The following is a 23,909-nucleotide window of genomic DNA, read 5'->3' as shown; positions in this document are numbered from 1 at the left end:
GGGATGTAAGGTGTCAGGCGGCTTGCGGGGTAGGCCGGACAACGTTAGACCATAACCGATGTACTTCGCATCGGCGGTCGCTTGGCAAGCAATCCAGGGTAAACGCATGGCATATGGTCATCGGTCTCGGCAGTGCGCGATAACAGGCGGCTCTCCCGCTTTGACTGGATGTTGGATGCCGCCCCTGCGTCGTGCTGCCTTGCCGCTTGCCCTGTTGATTTCGCTGGCTCCCCTTTCTGCATTCGCACAATCGACGCAGCCGAACAGCGATACCGGTGAAGACCAGAGCACGACCCCGAAGGCCGTCAACCTACCTACGGTGAACGTGCGCGCCGACGACTGGCGCAAGTACCTCAAAGCCAAGCTGGTCTATCAGATGCCGGAAGTCGACGGCCCCAAGATCACGGTGACCAAGAAAACCACGGTCACCCATCTCGACAACCAGCCCACGGTGATCGGCAACAACCTCAATCAGGTGCTGGCGCGCACGCCGGGCGTGCTGGTGTCGGAACAGCCCACGCCGACGCAGTTCAACTTCAACTATCGCGGCGTCGGCAATCCACAGGAATCGGAATTCGTGCTGGTGATGCAGGACGGCATTCCGCTGGAAGGCGATTGGATCGGCTTTCCGACGCTGTATGCGTTTCCGATGACGCAGAGCCTGTCCGAAGTGCAGCTGATCCGCGGCGGTTCCAGCCTGCTGTACGGGCCGGAGCCCGCACCGGTGATCAACTTGGTGTCGAAGCGGCCCGCGCCGGGTACACCGTTGACCGTGACCACCGAACAGGTGGTGGGTGAGCACGGCCTGTTCTCCAGTTACAACGTTATCGAGCGGAACCAGGGCGCGTGGGCATTCCGCGCTGATGCGGGCTATGTGCACAGCGACGGCACGCGCGCGAACGACGGCTCGCAGAATCGGCAGGTCGATTTTTATCTCGGCTATCAGCCCGATCAGCAGCAACTTTGGTGGCTGGATTTCCATGCGATCAGCGCCGTATCCGGCGACCCGGGACGCCTGAGTTACACGCAATGGCGGCAGGATCCGCGCACCGTCAACACGCCTTACAACCGCGACTGGGTGAACCGCGATCAGCTGGTGCTAGGTCATACGCGCGATTTCGGCGACAACTGGCATCTTGAAGCCAAGCTGTGGTTTACGTATCAGGATCTGGTCAGCCGTTCGGCGAAAGCGGAGCTGCCATTGCAGCCGCCACCGACCAGCACCACGCTGCAAGATGAAGCGTTCCACACCATGGGCGCGGATGTACGCCTGCGCAAGAACTGGGGGCAGGGCAATGCCTTCACCATCGGCACCGTGTTGTTTCATGGGGACGATCCGTTCCGGCAGTGGAGCAGTCCGAACCTGCTGATCGATCGTGACGACCACAGCGGCACGTCGGTCTTGAATCAAAGTAGGACTTCGCAATACGCATCGCTGTTCGCCGAGAACGTGTTCCGTTTGCCGTATCGCATCCATATCGTGCCTTCGGTGCGTCTTGAGCACGAGCAGATTTCGGTGGACGAAACGGTTCGTCCGCCCTTTCTCTCCCGACCGTTCATCCATGAAACCGACAACCGCAATGTGCCGCTGTTCGGCTTAGGGCTCGGCAACGATTTCGGTCACGGCAACGAAACCTACTTCAACGTGTCGCAAGGCTGGCGACCGTTGCGCTACTTCGACATCGCCTCGCCCTTCAGCAACTTGATGCCGGGGCACGCGGCAGCACTGTCCAAATCGGTGTCGTGGGAGGCCGGCGTGCATGGTGCGCCGGTCACTGGCCTGTACTACGACGTCAGCCTGTTCTGGATCGATTTCAGGAACCGGCTGGAAACGCAGTACATCAACGCTATCGACACGATCGAGGTAAATACTGGCGACACGCGCAGCCGCGGCCTGGAAGGCCAGCTCGACTACGATTTCTTCGCGCCGACGCAGTGGGCGACGCAAGGTCAGCATTTGGAGACCTTCGTCAACGTCAGCCTGCTCAATGCGAAATTCACTGGCAGCGATATTCCTGGGCAAGTCGGCAAGGTGCCCGCGTTTTCGCCTGCCTATCTGGTGAAGACCGGGGTGACCTGGCGCAACGAGCGCGTCAAGCTCAGTCTTACCGCGGTTTCCTCCGCGGCGCAGTATTGGCAGGACTCCGACAAATCTTATGGCAGCGGCGAAACTTATATGCCGGCGCGCATGCCGGCGTATACGGTGCTGGACCTGGCGTCGGATTGGCGGTTGAATCGTTCGCTGAAGTTATTGGCCGGTATCAGCAATCTGGGCAATCGCAAGTACTTCGATCGCGTTTGGCAGAACGGGCTTGAACCGGCCTTCGGTCGAACGTGGTACACGGGTTTTGATTTGAGTTTCTAACGCACTGCAAGCATTACTCCCTCTCCCCCTAGGGGAGAGGGCTGGGGTGAGGGGCCAATCTTGCGAAGATGATGATTCAGAGCATCGCTTCGATGTAGGTTTTGGCAAGAATGTCCCCTCACCTCGATCCTCTTCCTCGCTCCTCAAAACGGGGCCATCCATGGCCCCTCCCCGCGTCCCAAGGGGGAGAGGAGGAAAGGCGGCTATTTTTCCTATAACAGGAACTCATCATGTCGACACGCTCTCTGCTTCGTCCTCTTTCGGCAATCGCATGCGCATGGCTGCTTGCCAACGCTGTGCCGTTGCATGCCGATGCGTTGCCCACGCCAGATCATGCGACCGGCGCGCTCGAGTGGCGTCAGGTCGGTCCTTTCCGCGGCGGCTGGGCGACCATGGCGGCAGGCGATCCCAGCAAGCCGGATACGTTCTATATCGGCACCGCTGGCGGCGGCGTGTGGAAGACCAACGATGCCGGACGCACCTGGGAGCCGACCTTCGACAACGTGGCGACGGCGCCGATCGGTGCGTTGGCCGTCGCGCCGTCGAATCCGAACGTGGTCTACGCAGGCAGCGGCCAGGTCGCCGCGCGCTACGACGTGGCGGCCGGCAACGGCGTGTATCGCTCGGCCGACGGCGGCAAGAGCTGGCAGCACGTGGGCCTGATCGAGAGCAAGCACATTGGTGCCATCGTGGTCGATCCGCACGATGCGAACACCTTGCTGGTCGGCGTGCTCGGCCATTACTTCGGCCCGAATAAAGAGCGCGGCGTGTATCGCTCGACCGACGGTGGCAAGACCTGGACGCAGACCTTGTTTATCGACGCCGATACCGGCGTGGTGGATATGGCCACCGATCCGTCCAATCCGAAGATCGTGTACGCGGCGGCGTGGCAAGTGCGCAACTATCCATGGCTGTCGTATTTCCAGCCGAACGCGGGGCCGGGCAGTGGTCTGTACAAATCCGTCGATGGCGGCGTGACCTGGAAGCGCATAAGCGGGAACGGTTGGCCGACCGGCTCGCTGGCGCGCGTCGGTCTTGCTACCACCAGCGGCGGTCGTGTGTACGCCGTGGTCAACGACGCAACCTCGCATCAGCAAAGCGGCTTGTACCGCTCCGACGACGGCGGCGCGAACTGGCAGGCGGTGAGCCACGAATCGTGGTTGCCCAACGATTACTTCAGCCGCATCACCGTCGATCCCAGCGATCGCGATCGTATCTATTCGGCGGGTCAGTCGATCCGTCGTTCCGACGACGGTGGCAAGCATTGGGAAGTGTTCAAGGGTGCGCCGGGTGGCGACGATTACCACTTCCTGTGGATCAATCCGAAAAATCCGCAACGCATGATCGCCGCGAGCGACCAGGGCGCGGTGGTGAGCGTGAATGGCGGACAGAGCTGGAGCAGCTGGTACAACCAGCCCACCGGCCAGTTCTATCACCTGGGTGCCGACAATCAGTTCCCGTACTGGATTTATTCCGGCCAGCAAGATTCGGGCACGGTCGGCATCGCCAGCCGCAGCGATTACGGTGCTATTTCCTATCGCGATTGGCGACCGGTAGGTGGCGATGAGCGCGACTACGATCTGCCTTATCCGGGTGATCCGAACATCGTCTTCGGTTCCGGTCTTGGCGGTCGCGTCTCTCGCTGGGATCGCAACACGGGCGTCGTGCAGAATGTGACGGCGTGGCCAGTGAACAGTTACGGCCAGCGACCGACCAACTTCAAATATCACTACACGTGGATCACGCCGATCGCCTTTTCGGCGAAAGCGCCGTATGCGTTGTATTTGGGCGCACAGGTGCTGTTCCGCAGCACCGACCAGGGTCAGCACTGGGACGTCATCAGTCCCGATCTCAGCGGTAAGAAAGCAGATGCCAAAGATTGCGACGGCAATCCGACCGCGCAGCAGGCGCATGACTGCGGTTATGGGGTGATCTACAGCATCGCACCGTCGCCGCTCAGCAATGACGAAATCTGGATCGGCACGGACGACGGTTCGGTCCAGCTAACCCGCGACGTAGGCAAGAACTGGCAGAACATCACGCCGAAGGATCTACCGAGCTGGGGCATTGTCAGCTCGGTCGATGCGTCCGCTTTGCATGCGGGAACGGCTTATATCGCTGTCGATAACCACCGGCAGGACGATTTCCGTCCGCACGCCTGGCGCACGAGCGATTACGGCAAGACCTGGACGGACATCGCCGCGGGCTTGCCGCAAGATGATTTTGTCAGCGTGGTACGTGTCGACACGCAGCGCGAAGGTCTGCTGTTCGCCGGCACGGATCGCGGCGTGTTCGTGTCGTTTGACGACGGCGCACATTGGCAATCCTTGCAGCGCAATTTGCCGACTGCGTGGGTGCGCGATTTGCTGGTGCATGACAACGACCTGATCGTCGGCACACAGGGACGCGCGATCTGGATCCTCGATGACATCACGCCGCTGCGCCAGGCCAATGCAAATGCGGGACGCGAAACCGTGCTCTACAAACCGGCGTCCGCGGTGCGCGTGCGCGCCAACGAAAACCGCGACACGCCGCTGCCGCAGGATGAACCGCTAGGCAAGAATCCGCCGGCCGGCGCGATCATCGATTACCAGCTGGCGAGCGCCGCCAAGGGATCGGTAACGCTGGATATCCTCGATAGTGACGGCAAGACCGTGCGTCACTTTTCGAGTGCGGACAAACCGGAAAAGCTCCCAGCAGAGCGCTACTTCACCAAAGGCTGGCTGGGTTCTCCGGAAACACTGGGCACCACCGCCGGAGCGCATCGCTTTGTCTGGAACCTGCGCTATCCGCGCCCGCAGGCGCTGCTGTATGGCTACAGCATTGCCGCGACCTGGGATTCGGATACGCCGCTTACGCCCGAAGGCCCGCTGGTGTTGCCGGGCAACTATCAGGTCGTGCTCACCGTCGATGGCAAGTCGTATCGCGCGCCTCTGACGGTGACGATGGATCCGCGTGTTACGCCCGATCACGACGCGCTGGCCGCTGGCCTGGCGTTCTCGCGCGAGATCGGCGCCGCCTTGCAGCAAGTCTGGCAGGGGGATGGCGAACTGGAATCCGTGCGTGGCCAGCTCGACGAGTTGCAGAAAAAACTCGGTCCCGATGCCGCGCACAAACCCTTGCGCGATGAAGTCGACGCGCTGCGCAAGAAGACCGATCCGCTGGTATCAGGTGACGCCGAAACATCCACCAACCTGGCCGCAATGAACGATGCGCTCACCGGCATCGCCACCGACGTGGAAGGTGCCGATCGCGCGCCGACTGCTGGTCAGCAGCAGGCATTTGCCGAATACAAGGCGAATCTCGACAAGGCGGTGACGCAATGGCAGTCGATTCGCACCACGGATCTGGCGGCGCTGAACACGCATTTGCAGGCGGCCGGCATGAAGCCGATCACGGTGCCGGCGGCGAATCAGATTCATGTCGATGGGCCGGCCGATTCGGACGACATGCCCTGAGGCAATACGCGTACGGCAGTCGATGTCGTGCGCGTAACATCGGTAGCCATATTGCGCTGCACGACGGTATAGACTGCCGTGCAGCTGTCCCGTTGCCTTAAAACTTTGCCCGCATACATAAACTTGGAGCGCTGCGGCATGTCTTCTCGAATATGACATGTTGCGCAGCGATAAATAGTCGACTTAAGTCGTAAGCGCTTGCGGCTACGCTTGGGCTAAAGTTAGTCGTGTCGCTAGAGCGATGTATCAGTTGAGTTGTCCCATGCTTAACAAGGGGAAGCAATTATGACTGTCGTGCCTGAGGCTGTATCGGCGCCTAGTGGAAAAGCGCCGGGATTGTTGGCAAGGGAACGCACCATTGCAGGTCCGCGCTTCAATCGGTGGCTGGTACCACCGGCGGCTTTGGCCATCCATTTGTGTATCGGCATGGCGTATGGCTTTTCGGTGTTCTGGTTGCCGATGAGCAAGCTGGTGCCCGGTGCGGCCAGCTGCGAAAGCTTAGGTTTCTTCGCCCAGCTGTTTGCGACATCGTGCAACTGGACCGTGCCGGCGGTCACGCACATTTTTGAAACCTTCATCGCGATGCTGGGTATTTCAGCGGCGATCTGGGGCGGCTGGCTTGAGCGCGCCGGTCCTCGTAAGGCCGGTTTCATCGCCGCGCTGTGCTGGGGCGGTGGACTGGTCCTCGGCGGTATCGGCGTGTCGATGCACCAGTTGTGGCTGGTTTTCCTGGGCTGCGGTGTGCTCGGCGGCGTGGGGCTGGGCCTCGGCTATATCACGCCGGTGTCTACCTTGATCAAATGGTTTCCGGATCGTCGCGGTATGGCGACCGGTTTCGCGATCATGGGCTTCGGCGGTGGTGCGATGATCGGTGCGCCGATCGCGGTGGCTCTGATGGCGCATTTCACCCGCGGCGACGTGCCTGGCGTGGCCAATACCTTGATCGTGATGGGCATCATTTATTACATTGCGATGGCCGCCGGCGCGTTCGGCTTCCGGGTTACGCCAAATGGCTGGGCGCCGAAAGGCTGGAGCGCACCCGCAGCGTCGTCGAACAAGCTGATCACCCAGCACCATGTGCATTTGAACACCGCCTGGAAAACGCCGCAGTTCTGGTTGCTCTGGATCGTGCTGTGCATGAATGTGACGGCCGGCATCGGCGTGCTCGCGATGGCCAGCCCGATGCTGCAGGATGTATTCGGCGGACGCCTGCTTGGCGTGGGTACGACCGTAGCGCTGACGACGGTGCAGAAGGCTGCGCTTGCTGCTTCCGCGGCAGGGTTGGTCGGATTGATCAGTCTGTTCAACAGCCTAGGCCGTATTTTCTGGGCATCCACATCCGACTTCATCGGGCGCAAGACCACCTATGCGGTGTTCTTCGTGCTCGGCATCGTGTTGTATTGCACTTTGCCGACACTGGGACACCTGGGCCTCGCCGCCATGTTCGTGATTGCCGTCTGCGTGATCATGTCGATGTACGGCGGCGGCTTCTCTACGGTGCCGGCTTACCTGGCGGACATTTTTGGTACACAAATGGTTGGCGCCATTCACGGACGCCTGCTCACTGCATGGTCGGTGGCGGGCGTAGCGGGGCCGTTTCTGATCGCCGCGGTGCGTCAGGCGCAACTCGATGCGGGCGTCGCCAAGAGCCTGGTTTACGACCGCACTTTGTACATTCTGGCCGGTTTGTTGTTCATCGGGCTGATCGCCAACTTGCTGGTCAAGCCGGTCAAGGAAGCGCACCATATGACACCTGAGGAGCTTGCGCGCGAACGCGCGTTACAGCACGAGGCGCCTCTTGTCACGGCAAGTGCCGGCGACGCGGCGCGCGGAAGCTTCGGCGTGGTGGGCATCGTGGCCTGGGCGCTGGTAGGCATCCCGTTCCTGATTGGCGTATGGATAGCCCTCAGCAAGGCCGCTGCACTCTTCTGAGGTCGACTGAATGAAATCCGTAAAAAACGTTACGTCGCTGCCGCAGATCGACGAGAAGATCCGCGATGCGGTACTCGACGTAACCGCCCGGCTGAAGGATCAGCCGGGCGCGCTGTTGCCGGTGTTGCACGGTATTCAATCCGCATTGGGTTATGTGCCGGAGGATGCGATACCGCTGCTAGCACGCGAAATGAACCTCTCGCGTGCCGACGTGCATGGCGTCGTTTCGTTCTATCACTTCTTTCGCACGCATCCGGCCGGCAAGCGCGTCATCTACCTGTGCCGCGCGGAATCTTGTCAGTCGATGGGTGCGATGAAACTGGAACAGCACATCAAGCAACGGCTTGGCGTGGATTTTCATGAGACAACGGCCGACGGCGCGTGGACGCTGGAGCCGGTCTACTGTCTGGGCAACTGCGCCTGTTCGCCGGCGATGATGGTCGATGACGAATTGAAGGGCAGGGTCACCCCCGAAAGTTTCGACGCGTGGCTGCAATCGGAGGCGACATGAGCGTGACGGTTTACGTGCCGTGCGATGCCAGCGCGCTGTCATTGGGTGCCGAGGCCGTGGCGAAAGCGATCGCTGCCGAAGCCGCAGTGCGCAACGCCGACGTACGCATCGTGCGCAACGGTTCACGCGGCCTGTACTGGCTGGAACCGATGGTGGAAGTGGAGACAGGCCAAGGACGCGTGGCCTATGGACCGGTGCAGCCGGGGAATGTCGCCGCGTTGTTCGATGCCGATTTCCTGCATGGCGGCGACGATGTCCTGGCATTAGGTCCCACCGAAGACATTCCCTGGCTAAAGAGCCAGCAGCGACTCACCTTCGCACGCGTAGGCATCGTCGATCCGCGCAGCCTGGACGATTACCGCGCGCATGGCGGTTATCGCGGTCTCGCCGCCGCGTTGAAAATGGAACCTGCTGCCATTGTGCAGGCTGTTACCGATTCCGGTCTGCGCGGTCGTGGCGGCGCGGCGTTTCCTGCAGGCATCAAGTGGAAAACCTGCTTCGATGCGACGGCGGATCAGAAATACATCGTATGCAATGCCGACGAAGGTGATTCGGGCACTTTTTCGGATCGCATGGTGATGGAAGGCGATCCCTTCGTGCTGATCGAAGGCATGACGATCGCCGGCCTGGCGGTCGGTGCGACGCACGGCTATATCTATCTGCGTATCGAATATCCGCATGCGCAACGCGCACTCGAAGCGGCGATCGATGCGGCCAAAGCCGGCGGCTATCTCGGCGAGAATATTTGCGGCAGTGGCAAAGCCTTCCATCTGGAAGTGCGCATGGCTGCCGGTGCCTATATATGCGGTGAGGAAACATCCTTGCTGGAAAGCCTCGAAGGCAGGCGCGGGCAGGTGCGTTTCAAGCCGCCGCTGCCGGCGATCCAAGGGTTGTTCGGCAAGCCGACCGTCATCAATAACGTGATTACGCTGGCCACCGTACCGATCATCCTGGATCGCGGCGCCACGTTTTATCGCGACTTCGGCACAGGCCGGTCGCGCGGCACGATGCCGATCCAGCTGGCGGGCAATATCAAGCGCGGTGGCCTGGTAGAACGCGCCTTTGGTCTTACGCTGCGCGAATTGATCGAGGATTACGGCGGCGGTACGGCCAGCGGTCGTCCGGTGCGTGCGGTGCAGGTAGGTGGCCCGCTGGGTGCGTATATTCCCGTATCACAGTTGGATACGCCGATCGATTACGAAGCCTTTGCCGCCATCAACGGCATGGTCGGCCATGGCGGCGTGGTGGTGTTCGACGATACGGTCGACATGGCCGCGCAGGCGCGTTTCGCGATGGAATTCTGCGCGATTGAATCCTGTGGCAAGTGTACGCCGTGTCGCATTGGCTCTACGCGTGGCGTCGAGGTGATCGACCGCATGCTCGCAGGCAGCATCGCCGAACGCGAACGCAACGAAGTACTGCTGCGCGACCTGTGTCAGACCATGCTTGCCGGCTCGCTCTGTGCGCTGGGCGGCATGGCGCCGTTCCCGGTGCTCAGCGCGCTCGATCACTATCCCGAAGATTTCGCAGGTACGTCGCAACGCAAGGCGTCCTGAGGAGGTAATGCATCATGCTGTCCATCGTCGAAATCGACCGCGGTACACCTGCCGTCAAGTCGGATACGCAGATCACGCTGGAGATCGACGGCCGCAGCATCAGTGTGCCGGAAGGTACATCGGTGATGCGCGCTGCCGCCCAGGCGGGCATCAACATTCCGAAGTTATGCGCGACCGATATGCTCGAGGCTTTCGGTTCGTGCCGCTTGTGTCTGGTTGAGATCGAGGGTCGCAAGGGTTATCCGGCCTCATGCACTACGCCGGTCGCCGACGGTATGAAGGTCAGCACGCAGACGACGAAACTGGCCGATATTCGACGCGGCGTGATGGAGCTTTACATCTCCGATCATCCGCTGGATTGCCTCACCTGTCCGGCCAACGGGCATTGCGAACTGCAGGACATGGCCGGTGTAGTCGGTTTACGCGAAGTGCGCTATGGCTACGATGGCGACAATCACGTTTATGCAAAGACGAAGCAAGGCGAAGCCAATCCGCACTTCGTCGCCAAGGACGAATCCAACCCGTACTTCACCTTCGATCCCTCAAAATGCATCGTCTGCTCGCGCTGTGTGCGCGCTTGCGACGAAGTACAAGGTACGTTCGCGCTGACCATCCAGGGGCGCGGCTTCGAGTCGAAAGTTGCCGCCAGTCAGGACAACCGCTTCCTGGATTCCGAATGCGTTTCCTGCGGCGCCTGCGTGCAAGCCTGCCCAACGGCAACATTGTCGGAAAAATCGTTGATCGATCGCGGTCAGGCCGAACATAGCGCGGTCACGACCTGCGCTTACTGCGGTGTCGGTTGCAGCTTCCGCGCCGAGATGAAGGGCGATGAAATCGTGCGCATGGTGCCGAACAAGGACGGTCATGCCAACCATGGCCACTCCTGCGTGAAGGGCCGCTTTGCCATCGGTTACGCGACGCATCCGGATCGTATCAATACGCCGATGATCCGCAACAAGATCAACGAGCCGTGGCGCATCGCCAGCTGGGACGAGGCGATCGCGCACGTCGCCAGCGAGTTCAAGCGGCTGCAGGCTGCTTACGGGAAATTTTCGATCGGCGGCATCACCTCCTCGCGCTGCACGAATGAAGAAACCTATCTAGTGCAGAAGCTGGTCCGAGCCGGCTTCGGCAATAACAACGTCGACACTTGCGCGCGCGTCTGCCATTCGCCGACGGGTTACGGCTTGAAGGCGACCATGGGGGAATCTGCCGGTACGCAGGATTTCGATTCCATCGAGCAGACCGATGTCGTGCTGATCATCGGCGCCAATCCCACGGACGCGCATCCGGTGTTCGGTTCGCAGATGAAGCAGCGTCTGCGTGCGGGCGCGAAGCTGATCATTGTCGATCCGCGTCGTATCGATCTGGTGCGTACGCCGCATATCAAGGCCGACTACCACCTCAAGCTCAAGCCCGGCACCAATGTGGCGGTGCTCAATACGCTGGCTCATGTGATCGTGACCGAAGGGCTAGTTGACGAAGCATTCGTTGCGGCACGTTGTGATCGTGTGGCGTTCGACAAATGGCGTACGTTCGTCGCGCAAGACAAGTACAGCCCGGAAGCGATGGAAGCCGAAACCGGCGTGCCTGCCGCGTTGGTGCGCGGTGCCGCGCGTCTGTACGCCACGGGCGGTAATGGGGCTATCTATTACGGTCTGGGCGTGACCGAGCATGCGCAGGGTTCGACGGCGGTGATGGGTATCGCCAACCTTGCCATGGCCACCGGCAATATCGGCCGCGAAGGCGTCGGCGTGAATCCGCTACGCGGGCAGAACAATGTGCAGGGTTCGTGCGACATGGGATCGTTCCCGCACGAGTTCCCCGGCTATCGCCATGTCGGCGATGCGGAAGTGCGCGGATCGTTCGAGGCGGCCTGGGGTGTGCCTTTGCATGACGAGCCTGGCCTGCGCATTCCCAATATGTTCGAGGCCGCGATCGACGGCAGCTTCAAGGGCCTGTACATCGAAGGTGAAGACATCGCTCAATCCGACCCCAATACCCAGCACGTCACCGCCGCATTGCAGTCGATGGAATGCGTGGTAGTGCAGGACTTGTTCCTCAACGAGACGGCAAAGTTCGCGCATGTGTTCCTTCCCGGCTGCTCGTTCCTGGAAAAGGACGGCACTTTCACCAACGCCGAACGCCGCATTTCGCGCGTGCGCAAGGTGATGGAGCCGAAAGGCCGTTACGCCGACTGGGAGGTGACGCAGCTGCTGTCCAACGCGATGGGTTATCCGATGCATTACAAGCATCCATCCGAAATCATGGATGAGATCGCGATGTTGACTCCGACCTTCCACGGCGTGAGCTTCGACAAGATCGACCAGCTCGGCTCGATCCAGTGGCCGTGCAACGAGCAGCATCCCGATGGTACGCCAGTGATGCATGTCGGCGAGTTCGTGCGCGGCAAGGGCCGCTTTATGCTGACCGAATACGTGCCAACTTCGGAGAAGGTCAACGCAACGCACCCGCTGATCCTCACCACGGGACGCATTCTCAGCCAGTACAACGTGGGCGCGCAGACCCGGCGTACCGCCAATGTGATGTGGCACGACGAGGACCGCCTGGAAATTCACCCGCACGATGCGGAGGAACGCGGTATCAAGGAAGACGACTGGGCGGGCATTGAAAGCCGCGCGGGCCAGACTGTGCTGCGCGCGCGCATCTCCGAGCGCATGCAGCCGGGCGTGGTCTACACCACCTTCCACTTCCCGGGTTCCGGCGCCAACGTCATCACCACCGAAAACTCGGACTGGGCCACCAACTGCCCCGAGTACAAGGTCACTGCCGTGCAGGTCACGCGCGTTAATCAACCTTCGGAATGGCAGAAGCGTTACCAGGCGTTTTCCGACGAACAGCAGGCACTATTGGATGCTGCCGAAACGCCCTGAAGCACCGTCCATCGACCACGGCTACGTGACGCGTCGCGTAGACCGTTACCGCCATGGCGAGCACGAGCAGTTGAACGATGCCATCACCGAAGAAGTGCCGGTGGCGATGGTCTACAACGATGTGCCGTTCGCCGTGATGATGGTGACGCCGCTGGACTTGGAAGATTTCGCGCTTGGTTTTTCGCTTAGCGAAGGCCTGGTGGCAAAGCCGGAAGAACTGCGATCCATCGACGTGCGTCCGCGCCTGGAAGGTGTCGAGTTGGCCATGCAGGTGGATTCGAGCGTGGTCGAGGATCGCGCCGGCCGCGGTGGCGAACGTCTGCTGCCCGGACGCAGCGGTTGCGGCTTGTGCGGTGCGCGTATGCTGGAAGATGCGGTGCGTCATCCTGCACCCGTCGGCAATGGGCCTCGCATCGAAGCGGCGGCCTTGGAGCGCGCGCTCGATACACTGCGCGCCGCGCAACCCGTCAATGCGGCGACGGGTTCCGTGCACGCCGCGGCGTGGGTGGATGTCGACGGCACCATCCAGATGGTTCGCGAAGACGTCGGCCGGCATAACGCGCTGGATAAGCTGATCGGTGCCATGGTGAAGGCACGCATTGATCCGGCAGAGGGTTTTCTTATCGTGACCAGCCGCGCCAGCTATGAAATGGTGACGAAAGCGGCCAGTGCCGGTATCACGTTCATGGCAGCAATTTCCGCTCCCACCGCGTTGGCGATTCATCTTGCCGAAAGTACTCACCTTACACTGGTCGGTTTTGCACGACCGGGCAGCTTTGTCGTCTACACCCATCCGCAGCGACTGCTGCATGCTGCCGGAGTCCGCGCATGAATATCGAACGTCTGGTCACGATGGCCAATGACATCAGCCGCTACTTTGCCGCGGAACCCGATGAGGCTGCGGGTGCAGCGGGTGTCGCCGATCACCTCAAGAAATTCTGGGAGCCAGGTATGCGCAAGCGGATCGTGGCGCACCTCGCCGCCGGCGGCGAAGGCTTGGATCCGCTGGCGAAGAAGGGAGTAGAGAGATTGGCGGAGCTGGACAGTAAAGCACTTGCCGCCAAGGGATAGGTTGGATCCTATCGCGTCCAACAACGAATCGCGGTAGGCGGCCAGTATACGGCGGGCGATTCCGGTACCTGCATGCCATCGGACATCGCTACCCACAGTCGACTCTGGCCGCAACGAAGCCCCAGCTGCGTGATACGGCCATCGACGTGGCGAACTTCGATCGAAGCCGGGATGGCATTCGGCAACGCATCACGCACATCGGCCAGGCGAATTGCCGCCGGGTCGATCATCCAGTCGACGTGTGCACCTATCGCGGCCTGACCATTGATCGGAAACGAAACACCGCCGTCCGGCCATGCCAGTCGTGGTGCGTTTGTCGTGCCTTCGACATATCCGCGATGCACGTTGCGGTATCCAAGCAATCGCGCTGCCGCACCACTGGCCGGATTCCCGTAGACAGCCTCCGGTGTACCGATCTGGATGATGCGGCGGTCGTGCATCAACACCAGTCGATCGGCAACTGCTGCCAGATGTGGATCGTGACCGACGGCAAGCGTGGGAATACCGAAGTCGTGTACTTCGGCGATCAGTTCGGCGACGACGTCTTCGCGTGTCACCGGATCGAGCGCCGATGTCGGTTCGTCCAGCAGCAATAACTGCGGCCGGCGAGCCAACGCACGAGCCAACGCGACGCGTTGCTGTTGTCCTCCCGACAGCGTGGCGGGATAGCGTTCGGCGAGTTCAGCCATATGCACGCGCTCGAGCAGTTGCATCGCGTGTTCACGGCGTTGCGGCCCACGCAGCGCAAAGGCGACGTTCCGCCAAGCATTGAGGTGCGGAAACAGTGCATAACCTTGCGGCAGATAACCCACCGCGCGATGCTGCGCGGCCATGCCGCCGAAGGGCTCGCCTTGCGCGGAAACCAAACCGGCGATCGCACGCAGCAACAGCGATTTACCTTCACCGCTCGCGCCCAGCAGCACCGTAAACCCTTCGACGTCGAAAGCCGCGCGCAACGCGATAGGGTGCTCGATGGTGTAATCGATGCGCATCAGATCAGTCGCCGACGACGCGCGGCAAGGCCGAGTATCAGTGGCAAAGGCATTGCCACCAGAAAGAACACCCATAGCAAGGGATACACCGCGTTCAAACCGATGTTCTGCAGATTCACCCACAGCTTCACTGGAATACCTTGCGGGTAGTAGGCGACGATCAGCACTGCGCCGAATTCTCCGAGCGCGCGCACCCAGGCCAATGCAACCGCCGCCGCCAAACCGAGGCGTGCCAGCGGCAGGCTGACGTGCAAAAAGCTGCGCCAGGGCGAATGGCCCAAGGTGAGAGCGATCTGCTCCAGTTCGCGCGGCACACCTTCAAATGCAGCGCGCGCAGCGATCACGTAATACGGCAATGCACTGTAGAACTGCGCCATCACGAACGCGGGCGCCGAATTGGTGAGTATCAATCCTGCACGCTCCAGCAGATGGCCTGCAGGACCGTAGGGACCGTACACCGATGCCAGCAACAGACCCATCGCCAGTGGCGGCGTAAGCAGCGCGAGCAGCAGCAACGTATCGATCAACCAAAGGCCACGCAGCTGACGGCGCGCAAGCCACCACGCGAGCGGCGTACCCAGGGCGATGATCAGTACCAGTGCAAGCAAGCTATAGACGAGCGACACTGCAACCGCGTTGCCGTCGCCGTCGGCAAAGCCGAACTCGTTCCAGCGCGTGACGAGCGCAAGGCCTGCAAACGGCGCCGCCAGCAATAGCAAGGTTAAGGTACTGACTGCGGCGGGTAACCGGGCGTGACTCACAGATCGGTTCCGCGCGCGGGACTATAGCCATGCTCGCGCAACAGCGCTTGTCCCTCGGGACTTTGCAGGAAGGTCACGAAGTCGCGCGCCAATGCCGGTTGTTGGGCGTTGCTCAAGACTGCTGCGTAAAACACCAGCGGTTGCACGCGCAACGTCTTGCCGTTGTCGAGCGTGATCGAGGCGCGGTCGTACCATGGCGCCTGCATCGCCGGATCGCCGAGGTTGATCGCATCGGGCAGGGTGATCGTGGGCAAATGATGCGATTGCGCTGCGCTCAGATAGCTGATGGCTGCGTCGATCTGGCCTGCTTCCAGTCGCGACATCAAGGACGGTTCGGTGAAGATTTGTGCCGAGTTCTGCGGCGCACCCGAGATGGTCTGCATCATTCCAGGCCGATGGTAGTAATCCGCGGCAAGCTGCAAGGTAAGCAGTACGTTGGCGCCTTGCGGATCGATGGCCGGATCGGTACGACCCAGACGCAGTCCGGGTTCGCTCAGCACGTCATACCACGGTTTTTCACCACGTGCGGCGGCGGCGAGATCGGCAGCGAAGCGGCTATGCGGGCTGTAGGCAACGACCATCTGCGTGCCGGCGATGGGTACGGCCCGATTCACCAATCCAGCCTGCTTCAAGACTTGCATCGGTCCCGGCGTGATGGTGACGAATACGTCCGCTTGCAGTTGATGCGCGGCCAGCAGGTGCGCCAAGGCATACGATCCCTGGCCGATGCCCTGATAGGTGATGCCGTGCGCGCGGGCGAAGGTCGGGCCGATCGCGCCGTCCATGACCACGCCCATCGAACCGGCATAGGTCACGCGTAACACGGAGCCGGTTTCGGCGGTCGACGCGGATGTTGCGCAAAGAGCGGTCAGCGCAAACGCGATGAAAGCTGCACAACGTTGCATGACCTTCATGCTGCATCTCCTTTGGAGGGTTTGTGCAAACGTTGACGAGCGCTGTCGCGTACATCGACGTCGAACAACACCTGTAGCATCTCGCCATGGGGCGTCGGCAGATCGAAGCGCAGCCCTTCACGTGTGGGTAGGCGTGCACTGAGTGCGCGCACTTCCGACTCGGGTATATCGATGTGCCACACGGCGTCGTTGCGCTGCCAACTCAGACGCGCAGCGAGGCAAAGTCGCTGAATCTCGATGCGGCCGTCGGGTAAACGGGTGTGGTTCTCGACGGCGGTGCCGGCCAGCAATTGCGCCAGCTCGGCTTCGTCGATGCGCAGTCGCAGCGTCTGGCCTTCCAGTTGCACCCTCATTCGCATACCTCGTGCCAGGCTTCTTCAGTATTGCAGTCGATCAACTGCGCGGCCTCGTCGGCGTCCAGAGGGATTTCGCTTACGCCGACGCGGTTCTGCAATGCGCGCAGCGAGCGTGCGCGATCGTCGCCGGTAGCCATCAGTTCTGCCAGGGCCTTGCGGCAAGTCGCGTCCAGTCGAAGTCGCATCGGTAGTACATGGCTATCGAAATGCACGCAGGCAGCTTGGCTCATTTCCGTTCGCAGCCGTTGCAACAGCGAAGGCTGCAGGCGCGGCATGTCCACGGGGACGATGAGCAGTTCACTGTCTTCACAGGCGGCGGCGATGCCGGCGAGGCCGCCGAGAGGGCCGGCATGTGCCGACGGATCGGCGATGCCCTGGTATTGGGGACGGTCACCGCTGACTTTTACCGCATCCACGCCTGCAGCCTGCAGTTGGGCGATCTGATGTTCGATCAACGGCCGCCCATGCCACGGCAGCATGGCCTTGTCGTGGCCCATGCGCGAGGAGCGCCCGCCGGCAAGTACAACGCCGACACAGGGCGCCGGTTCAGTGGCTGTGTCCATGCGCGTCTCCACTGTGTTTCATCGCCAGCAGTTCGGCTTCCTTGTGTTCTTCGCATAAGGAACAGCCTTCGCTCCATGCGCTGTGGCCGTCGGTGTAATGCTCCTGCTTCCAGATCGGTGCCTCATGCTTTACCGCTTCGATAGCGAGCCGGCAGGCGCGAAAGGCTTCGTCGCGATGCGGTGTGGCCGCGGCAATGACCACCGCCAGATCGCCGATGCGCAAGTCGCCTTTGGCATGCGCGATGTACAGCTTCACCGGGCCGCCGATCTCGGACTGCGCACGCGCGCCGATCTCGTGAAATATGCGCAGCGCCAGCGGTTCGAACAGGTCATAGCTGACGCCGGTCACCACGCGCCCGAGATTGTGCTCGCGTACCCGCCCTATAAACGTGGCGATACCGCCGAAGCGTGGATCGGAGACAAAGTCGAGTGCAGCAGCGGGATCCAGCGGTGCACTGCGAATATCGACGATGGCGGTATGGATGTCGGTCACGCTCAGCCTCCACTCACCGGCGGCAACACGGCCAGCTCACCGTTGTCCGGTACGACACGATGGTTGTGCAGAATTTCGTCGTCGCTGGCGAACGCCGAGCGCTGCACCAGGCCGACGCTTATCGTGGGCGCGTGCTCCCGTAGGTGATGTTGCAATGCTTCACGCACAGTCGCGATGGTGCTGTGATCCGGCACGTCCAGTTCGACGAAACCGCGCGCATCGGCATCGCGCAACGCACCGAACAAGGTGATCCGAACTTTCATGCAAGGCTCTCATGGGGCAACGGGAATTCGAGGTGACCGGGGCCATAGACATCGACCAAAGCCCCACTAGGCAGAGCATCGACATCGGCCGGCACGACGACCCACGCGTTCGCATCGGACAACGGCCGGATGCGATAGGACTCCTGTCCATCGAGCACTTCGGCGGCCAGACGGCCTTGTGAATCGATGTGCAAGCGGGATTTCAGGTGAAAGCGTAGGCGTACGTTCTTCTTGTATGTGGCTGCAAGCGGCGCGCGGCGCGGGGTTTCTTTCGGCAGTCCCAGCATCACCCGCAATGCAGGTTCGATGAAAAAGCGCAGACCGACCGCCACCGCGATAGGGTTGCCGGGTAGGCCGAACAGCAGCGCATCACCGGGCAGTCGCGCGAAGAGCAAGGGCTTGCCCGGGCGAATCGCTACCTTATGGAATAAGGTTTTAGCGCCGATATGTTCCAGCGCTTGCGGTACGAAGTCGTAGCGACCCATCGATACTGCGCCGCTGGATACGATCACTTGCGCACCGGCATCCAATGCACGTCGCAATGCAGACTCGAATGCCGACACATCATCGCCGACGGTTTCTATATGCACGACTTCCGCGCCGGCCAGCGGCAGGCGCGCAGCGAGGAACGGCCCATTGGAATTGCGGATCTGACCGGGCGCTAAAGCCTGTGCAGGATCGTCGACGAGCTCACGACCGGTACACAGCACAGCGACGCGCGGACGATGGGTGACGAAAACCTTGGCAACCCCGAGCGCGGCCAGCAGCATCAGGTGTTGTGGCGCCAATACGGTGCCAGCCGCCAACACGGTTTCACCGTGCGGTACGTCGGAGCCGGCGGTGCGCACGTTCTGGCCGTGCGCTACATCGGCGAGCAGTCGTATGCGTGCGGCGGAAGCAAGGCGTTCGGTCTGTTCGACCGGGATCACTCGATCGAGGCCATCGGGCATGCGCGCACCGGTCATGATTTCCCACGCGCCGCCGTGTGCACGGACCACGCCGTCACCGGCGGCCTGTTCGCCTTTGATATCCAGTTCGGTGCCAGCAGTTACGGGGTTGGCATCGCCGCTAAGTGCGAAACCGTCCATCGCGGAGTTGTCGAACGGCGGCAATGCCGTCGTGGTGGTGACGTCGGCAGCGAGTACGCGACCAAGGCATGCGGCGATCGCACCATCTTCAGCAGGCAGACGGACGCTGGCGGCGAGGACGATGCGCAACGCTTCTTCGTAAGCGAGCGTGTCCTGACTCATGCATGCCCTCCGCCTGCGGCCATGCTCAACGCGTGAGCAAGAATCGGTGCGAGGATATCCATGCCCTCGGCTACCGCCTTGACGCTACCGGGCAGGGCGATCACCAGCGTCGTGCCGATCAGCACCGCATCCGCGCGGCTCAACCATGCCATTTGTGTGTGCTGGCCGCTTTCATTGCGAAATAGTTCGCCGATGCCATCGACATGACGATCGGCGACCATCGACAACGCCTCCGGTGTGCGGTCGCGCGGACCCAGACCGGTGCCGCCCGTGCAAACAATAAGTTGCGTGCCGGCAGCGGCCAATTGCAGCAGGCGTGCGGCCAACGGTTCCGGATCGTCCGCGCGCAGCTCCCCGTGATCCACCTCTGCGCCCAGCTCGCGCAGGCGCTCGACCAGCAGCGGTCCGGCAGTGTCGGTGTAGTCGCCGCGGCTGGCGCGATCGCTGAGTGTGATCACCTTGGCGGTTATGGATTCAAGCCTGGCTATCGCACGGGGCCGATAATGCTCGCGCTCGGCGTCGCTCATGCCTTCCGGGTGCAGCCAGAGTCCTTTTTTGCCGCCTTCCTTGAACAGCAATCGCACGCCGCCGAACGACAGCGCGGGCTCGACCGGTTTGGTCAGGTCGTACAAGGTCAGCAACGCAGCGCTGGCACCGGCGAGCGCCTCCATTTCTACGCCGGTGCGCGCGAAAGTCGCTACTTCGCAGTACACGCGGATGGCGTGGCGCTCGCTCACCGGCTCACAGCGCACATTGATGTATTCCAGCGGCAGCGGATGGCATAGCGGCATCAACTGCGAGGCGTTCTTGGCTCCTTGCAATCCGGCGATCTCGGCCATGGTCATGGCATCGCCCTTAGGTAAACGACGTTCGACGATTTGCGCAAACGCCGCTGCGCCTGCGCTCAACTCACCAACAGCGACGGCGCGACGGGCGGTGATGCGCTTATGGCGCACGTCGGCCATATGGAAGTGGGCGCGATCGTGCACAGGTCAGCCTCCGGTGGATGCGAGATGGGGGGTGATGCCGGTGCGGCCTTCGTGCAGGAAGTGGCCCTGTTCCTTGCGGCCGATCTGGCCGCCGACGGCACGCACCAGATCCTCGAGTTGTTCGTCCGCCTGCAGCAGCGGGCGCAGCGGAATACCGAATTCGCCGAACAGGCACAAACGCAGATCACCGGTGGCGGTGACGCGCAGACGATTGCAGCCGGCGCAGAAGTCTTTGGAGTAGGGCGCGATGATGCCGATGCGGCCGGCATAGTCCGGATGCCGATACTCACGCGCAGGACCTGCATCCGCGACACGCGGCAACGCCTGCCAACCGGATTCCAGCAATTGCGTTTCCAGTCCGGCGGCGCTCACGTGGTGGTCGCGGAAGAAGGCGAGGTTATCGCCGGTCTGCATCAACTCGATAAAACGCACGCCGACGTGGCGGTCGCGCAGATAGTCGAACCAGGCCGGCAGCTGGCGATCGTTGACGTCGCGCAGCAATACCGCGTTGAGCTTGACCGAAGGCAGGCCGGCATTGAGCGCCATGTCGACACCGTGCAGGATGTCTTCGAGGCGGTCATGGCCGGTGATGCGCGCGAAAAGCGCGCGATCGAGGCTGTCGACGCTGACATTGATGGCGTTCAGGCCGGCATCCATCCACTCGCCGAGCCGGCGCGTGAGCAGGGTGCCGTTGGTGGTCATCGCCAGTTTGGTCACGCCCGGCACCGCGGCGGCGGTGCGCAAGATCTCGGTAAGATCGTGGCGCACGCTAGGCTCGCCGCCGGTAATGCGCAGCTTGTGCATGCCCAGTTCCGTAAACCCGCGCAGCAAGCGCGTGATTTCCGCCAGCGATAGCGGTTCCGCTGCCTTCGCATCGGCGTGATAGCCATGCGGCAGGCAATACGTGCAACGGAAATTGCACGCGGGTATCACCGACAGTCGCAAATACGGAAACCGACGGCCGTAGCGATCAGCCAGCGGGGACATGGTCTGTGCTCCTTTCCAAAGCCGGGAGGCGAACGCGTTTCCGCGTCCACCCTGGTGATCCGAAGATCACGGACGCCAAGCCATATTCCTTGATGGGGAGCGCAGGCCGGACGCCTCGGAGTTGTGGGTCTATATACATTGTAACTATCCGAGCATCCGGCGAGTACGTCCAGCGATTTGTGGTCAGTTTTGCGCGGCAGTTCATGGTGAATCCTTCTCCCTTCGGGAGAAGGTGCCCGAAGGGTGGATGAGGGTACGGTCGGAGCGATAGATCTAACGACCGCTTCATGCTCCACCATCGCGCAAGCCCCGAACCCTCACCCCAACCCCTCTCCCAGCGGGAGAGGGGCTATGAGTCAGCCGGCCTGGATGTCTCGAACCACGGCCGCCAAGCGATCGCGGTGGGCCATGATCAACGCCAGCTGGCCGAGAACCAGGCGTGCCGTTTCGTCTTCGATGCCGTCCACATGCGGTGTCATGCTTTGCTGTAGTTCGCCATCGGCAGGCGACATGGTCGTGTGAGCGGTGAGGGCATCGGCGAGATGCTCAAGTTGGGTGACCATCAGATTGCCGGCGAGCGTGACCGTATCACGAGCTTGCGGAGATCCGATCGCTTGCCGATGTGCGCCCAGCGCGGAAATATGGCCAAGCATCGTATGCGCGATGGTAAGGAAGCGGAGCAGATCTTCGTTGCCGCGGCGCTGACGGCCGGGTTCGCGCAGCATGTTGGCGAGCACGCCGCTCAGGGCAGCATCGGCGTTGTGCGCTTCGCGCCGCGCGACGCGGTAGGCGAGATCATCGCGCTTGCCGTGGACGTATTGCGCCATGATTTGCTCAAGGTAACGGGCGTCGCTGCGCAAGGTATTGGCGAGCACCTGATCGAGCTGGCGTCCTTGCCAGTCGGGCAAAATCAGATAGATCGACAGCGCGGCGATGGCGGCCCCGATCAAGGTATCCAGCAGCCGTGGCCACATCACCTCGTAGCCGTTGCCGGCCTGGTTGAAACAGAGCACTACGAACACCGTGATCGCCGCCGTGGCGATCGAGTAGCGGCGCAATCGCGCGGCGAAAAAGACGACGCCCGATAACACAATCAATAGCAGCTGCCAGTGTGCAGTGGGCAACAAGCGCAGCGTCGCCCAGCCGATCACGACACCGATGACGGTGCCCAGCACACGCTGCAGCATGCGCATCCGGGTCGCGCCATAGCTTGGCTGGCAGACCAGCAAGGTAGTCAGCAAGATCCAGTAGCCATGTTGCGGATGGACCAGATGCAAGATGCCGTATCCGGCCATCAGCGCAACAGCCAAGCGAAGCGCATGGCGAAAGCGCGACGAGCGGGGCGTAAGCTGGATGGCGACGCGTTCCCACGCTTCACTCAACGACTGCGGCGCGGGATTTTGCAGCGCGCTGTCGTCACCCGTTACGGTCGCCATCGGCGATGTTTCATGCTCCAGCAGCGCCTGGATCGCCGTGATATTGCGCAGCAGGGCATCGAGCGACCGCAGTAAGGGTTTGGCTGGCGGCTGTATCTCGTTGCGCAGCAGCTCGATCGATGCATGCAAATCGGCCTGCGCAGCACGTAGTTCGGTCCCGTTCGCCGGTGCGATGCGCAAACGCAGAGCCTCGGCATGCCGGCGACACTGACGTGCTTCCAGCCGCAGCATGTGTTCGCAGCGAAACAGCAAGTCGCTGTGATAGAACGCTTCAGCGAGTGCGGCGTACGGATAGTGCGAGGAACTGATCCGCTCATGGATGTCCTGCGCCTTGAAATAGAGCTGCAAGCGCGCCGCCGTCGCACCACGCGGGCGACGCATGCCGATGCGATCGATCAGCACGATCCGCGTATCGTTAAGTGCTTCCACGACGCGTTCGTTCTGCATCGCCAGGGTGAGCAGCAAGGCATCCCGATCGGCCCCGCGCACGGGAGTGAACAGGGCAGCCTTGTTGTCCATGTAGTCGGCCAGCCCATCGAACACGCGGGCCAGTGCATGACGCACGGCGAGTTGCGGCGACAACACGCTCCACAGCAGCGAGAGCACGCCGTACCAGGCGGCACCTGCAAGCAATTGCACAGGTTCGCTCAACACATTCGCTGGTGGCCCCTGGGGCTGATCGGTGCCGATCATGGTGTAGACCGCCAGAATGAGCGTGCCGCCGGCGATCGTCGCGTAGCGCGCGCTCACCGCGCCGAGCATGACCAACACGAAGGTCATCAACGGCAATGCAAAGGCGAAGGCCACCGGATAGGGCAACAACCACTCGACGGCGAAGGCGACACCCGCAAAACAAGACAGGGTGATCAGTAACGTGCCGATACGGGTGCGCCAGTGATCCTCAGTCTCGGCCAAGGCGCAGGCGATGACGCCCAACATGGCGGGGACCATCGCTGCGGTCTGCCTCGTAGACAGGCCGTAGACGATCACCCCGTTGAGGGCAAGCAGCACCCTCAGACACTCGGCGAACCGGTCCGAGCCGCGAAGGCTGCGCCAGTAATGGGCGAAGGGGAGCCTGGGAAACATGAGGCAAGCATACGATGTTGCGTCGCACAATG

Annotated in this window: 19 protein-coding genes and 1 riboswitch; of the genes, 8 read left to right on the top strand and 11 right to left on the bottom strand. The window is 61.8% G+C overall.

The features are described from left to right. Positions 1–175 precede the first annotated feature (175 nt). The 8 genes from QQL64_RS07710 (at position 176) to QQL64_RS07675 (ending at position 13,787) form a co-directional block, all read left to right on the top strand. A complete protein-coding gene (locus tag QQL64_RS07710) occupies positions 176–2,365 on the top strand; it encodes a TonB-dependent receptor family protein (protein ID WP_284397798.1) in 2,190 nt (729 codons plus the stop codon). A 230-nt stretch (positions 2,366–2,595) separates the two neighbouring features. Then, positions 2,596–5,823, top strand: coding sequence for a WD40/YVTN/BNR-like repeat-containing protein (locus tag QQL64_RS07705; protein WP_284397796.1), 3,228 nt, complete (start codon positions 2,596–2,598; stop codon positions 5,821–5,823). A 285-nt stretch (positions 5,824–6,108) separates the two neighbouring features. After that, entirely contained in the window at positions 6,109–7,755 is a 1,647-nt protein-coding gene (locus tag QQL64_RS07700; RefSeq protein WP_284397794.1) for an OFA family MFS transporter, read from the top strand. Between the two features lie 10 nt (positions 7,756–7,765). After that, positions 7,766–8,266 carry a formate dehydrogenase subunit gamma gene (locus QQL64_RS07695; RefSeq protein WP_284397793.1) on the top strand — a complete coding sequence of 167 codons (501 nt, stop codon included), beginning with the start codon at positions 7,766–7,768 and terminating at the stop codon, positions 8,264–8,266. Further along, the gene (locus QQL64_RS07690; RefSeq protein ID WP_284397791.1) at positions 8,263–9,822 is read left to right on the top strand and encodes a formate dehydrogenase beta subunit; all 1,560 of its coding nucleotides are present in this window, start codon (positions 8,263–8,265) and stop codon (positions 9,820–9,822) included. The genes QQL64_RS07695 and QQL64_RS07690 overlap by 4 nt, the downstream gene beginning before the upstream one ends. A 14-nt stretch (positions 9,823–9,836) precedes the next feature. Next, positions 9,837–12,716, top strand: coding sequence for a formate dehydrogenase subunit alpha (fdhF, locus tag QQL64_RS07685; protein ID WP_284397790.1), 2,880 nt, complete (start codon positions 9,837–9,839; stop codon positions 12,714–12,716). Then, complete coding sequence (gene fdhD / locus QQL64_RS07680; protein ID WP_284397788.1) at positions 12,697–13,548, top strand: formate dehydrogenase accessory sulfurtransferase FdhD; 852 nt, start codon at positions 12,697–12,699, stop codon at positions 13,546–13,548. The genes fdhF and fdhD overlap by 20 nt, the downstream gene beginning before the upstream one ends. Further along, a complete protein-coding gene (locus QQL64_RS07675) occupies positions 13,545–13,787 on the top strand; it encodes a formate dehydrogenase subunit delta (protein ID WP_284397784.1) in 243 nt (80 codons plus the stop codon). Before fdhD ends, QQL64_RS07675 begins: the two co-directional genes overlap by 4 nt. 8 nt (positions 13,788–13,795) lie before the next feature. On the opposite strand, the gene QQL64_RS07670 is transcribed toward QQL64_RS07675, so the two are convergent. From QQL64_RS07670 to yccS, 11 genes are all read right to left on the bottom strand, one after another. After that, the gene (locus tag QQL64_RS07670; protein ID WP_284397783.1) at positions 13,796–14,779 is read right to left on the bottom strand and encodes an ABC transporter ATP-binding protein; all 984 of its coding nucleotides are present in this window, start codon (positions 14,777–14,779) and stop codon (positions 13,796–13,798) included. Beyond that, complete coding sequence (locus QQL64_RS07665; RefSeq protein WP_284397781.1) at positions 14,779–15,540, bottom strand: ABC transporter permease subunit; 762 nt, start codon at positions 15,538–15,540, stop codon at positions 14,779–14,781. Before QQL64_RS07665 ends, QQL64_RS07670 begins: the two co-directional genes overlap by 1 nt. Next, a complete protein-coding gene (locus QQL64_RS07660; RefSeq protein ID WP_284397779.1) occupies positions 15,537–16,454 on the bottom strand; it encodes an extracellular solute-binding protein in 918 nt (305 codons plus the stop codon). The genes QQL64_RS07665 and QQL64_RS07660 overlap by 4 nt, the downstream gene beginning before the upstream one ends. After that, positions 16,451–16,807: a hypothetical protein gene (locus QQL64_RS07655; protein WP_284397775.1), complete on the bottom strand. Its 357-nt coding sequence runs from the start codon at positions 16,805–16,807 to the stop codon at positions 16,451–16,453. Before QQL64_RS07655 ends, QQL64_RS07660 begins: the two co-directional genes overlap by 4 nt. Next, entirely contained in the window at positions 16,804–17,373 is a 570-nt protein-coding gene (mobA, locus tag QQL64_RS07650) for a molybdenum cofactor guanylyltransferase (RefSeq protein ID WP_284397773.1), read from the bottom strand. Before mobA ends, QQL64_RS07655 begins: the two co-directional genes overlap by 4 nt. Beyond that, positions 17,357–17,872: a molybdenum cofactor biosynthesis protein MoaE gene (locus QQL64_RS07645; protein ID WP_404601029.1), complete on the bottom strand. Its 516-nt coding sequence runs from the start codon at positions 17,870–17,872 to the stop codon at positions 17,357–17,359. Before QQL64_RS07645 ends, mobA begins: the two co-directional genes overlap by 17 nt. Further along, positions 17,869–18,129: a MoaD/ThiS family protein gene (locus QQL64_RS07640; RefSeq protein WP_284397769.1), complete on the bottom strand. Its 261-nt coding sequence runs from the start codon at positions 18,127–18,129 to the stop codon at positions 17,869–17,871. Before QQL64_RS07640 ends, QQL64_RS07645 begins: the two co-directional genes overlap by 4 nt. Continuing rightward, positions 18,126–19,379 carry a molybdopterin molybdotransferase MoeA gene (locus QQL64_RS07635; protein ID WP_284397767.1) on the bottom strand — a complete coding sequence of 418 codons (1,254 nt, stop codon included), beginning with the start codon at positions 19,377–19,379 and terminating at the stop codon, positions 18,126–18,128. Before QQL64_RS07635 ends, QQL64_RS07640 begins: the two co-directional genes overlap by 4 nt. Continuing rightward, entirely contained in the window at positions 19,376–20,344 is a 969-nt protein-coding gene (gene moaCB, locus QQL64_RS07630; RefSeq protein WP_284399697.1) for a bifunctional molybdenum cofactor biosynthesis protein MoaC/MoaB, read from the bottom strand. The genes QQL64_RS07635 and moaCB overlap by 4 nt, the downstream gene beginning before the upstream one ends. A gap of 27 nt (positions 20,345–20,371) precedes the next feature. Next, positions 20,372–21,355 (bottom strand): GTP 3',8-cyclase MoaA, encoded by a 984-nt coding sequence (moaA, locus tag QQL64_RS07625; RefSeq protein ID WP_284397764.1) that lies wholly within the window; start codon positions 21,353–21,355, stop codon positions 20,372–20,374. Continuing rightward, positions 21,348–21,488: riboswitch (molybdenum cofactor riboswitch) on the bottom strand. Its footprint overlaps the gene before it by 8 nt. A gap of 223 nt (positions 21,489–21,711) precedes the next feature. Beyond that, entirely contained in the window at positions 21,712–23,877 is a 2,166-nt protein-coding gene (gene yccS, locus QQL64_RS07620; RefSeq protein WP_284397761.1) for a YccS family putative transporter, read from the bottom strand. Positions 23,878–23,909: the final 32 nt, after the last annotated feature.

This window comes from Dyella lipolytica, from assembly GCF_030160075.1.
GTDB classification, from domain to species: Bacteria; Pseudomonadota; Gammaproteobacteria; order Xanthomonadales; family Rhodanobacteraceae; genus Dyella_B; species Dyella_B lipolytica.
Note: the sequence above shows the minus strand (reverse complement) of the source record. Positions and strands in the feature narration are given on the sequence as shown.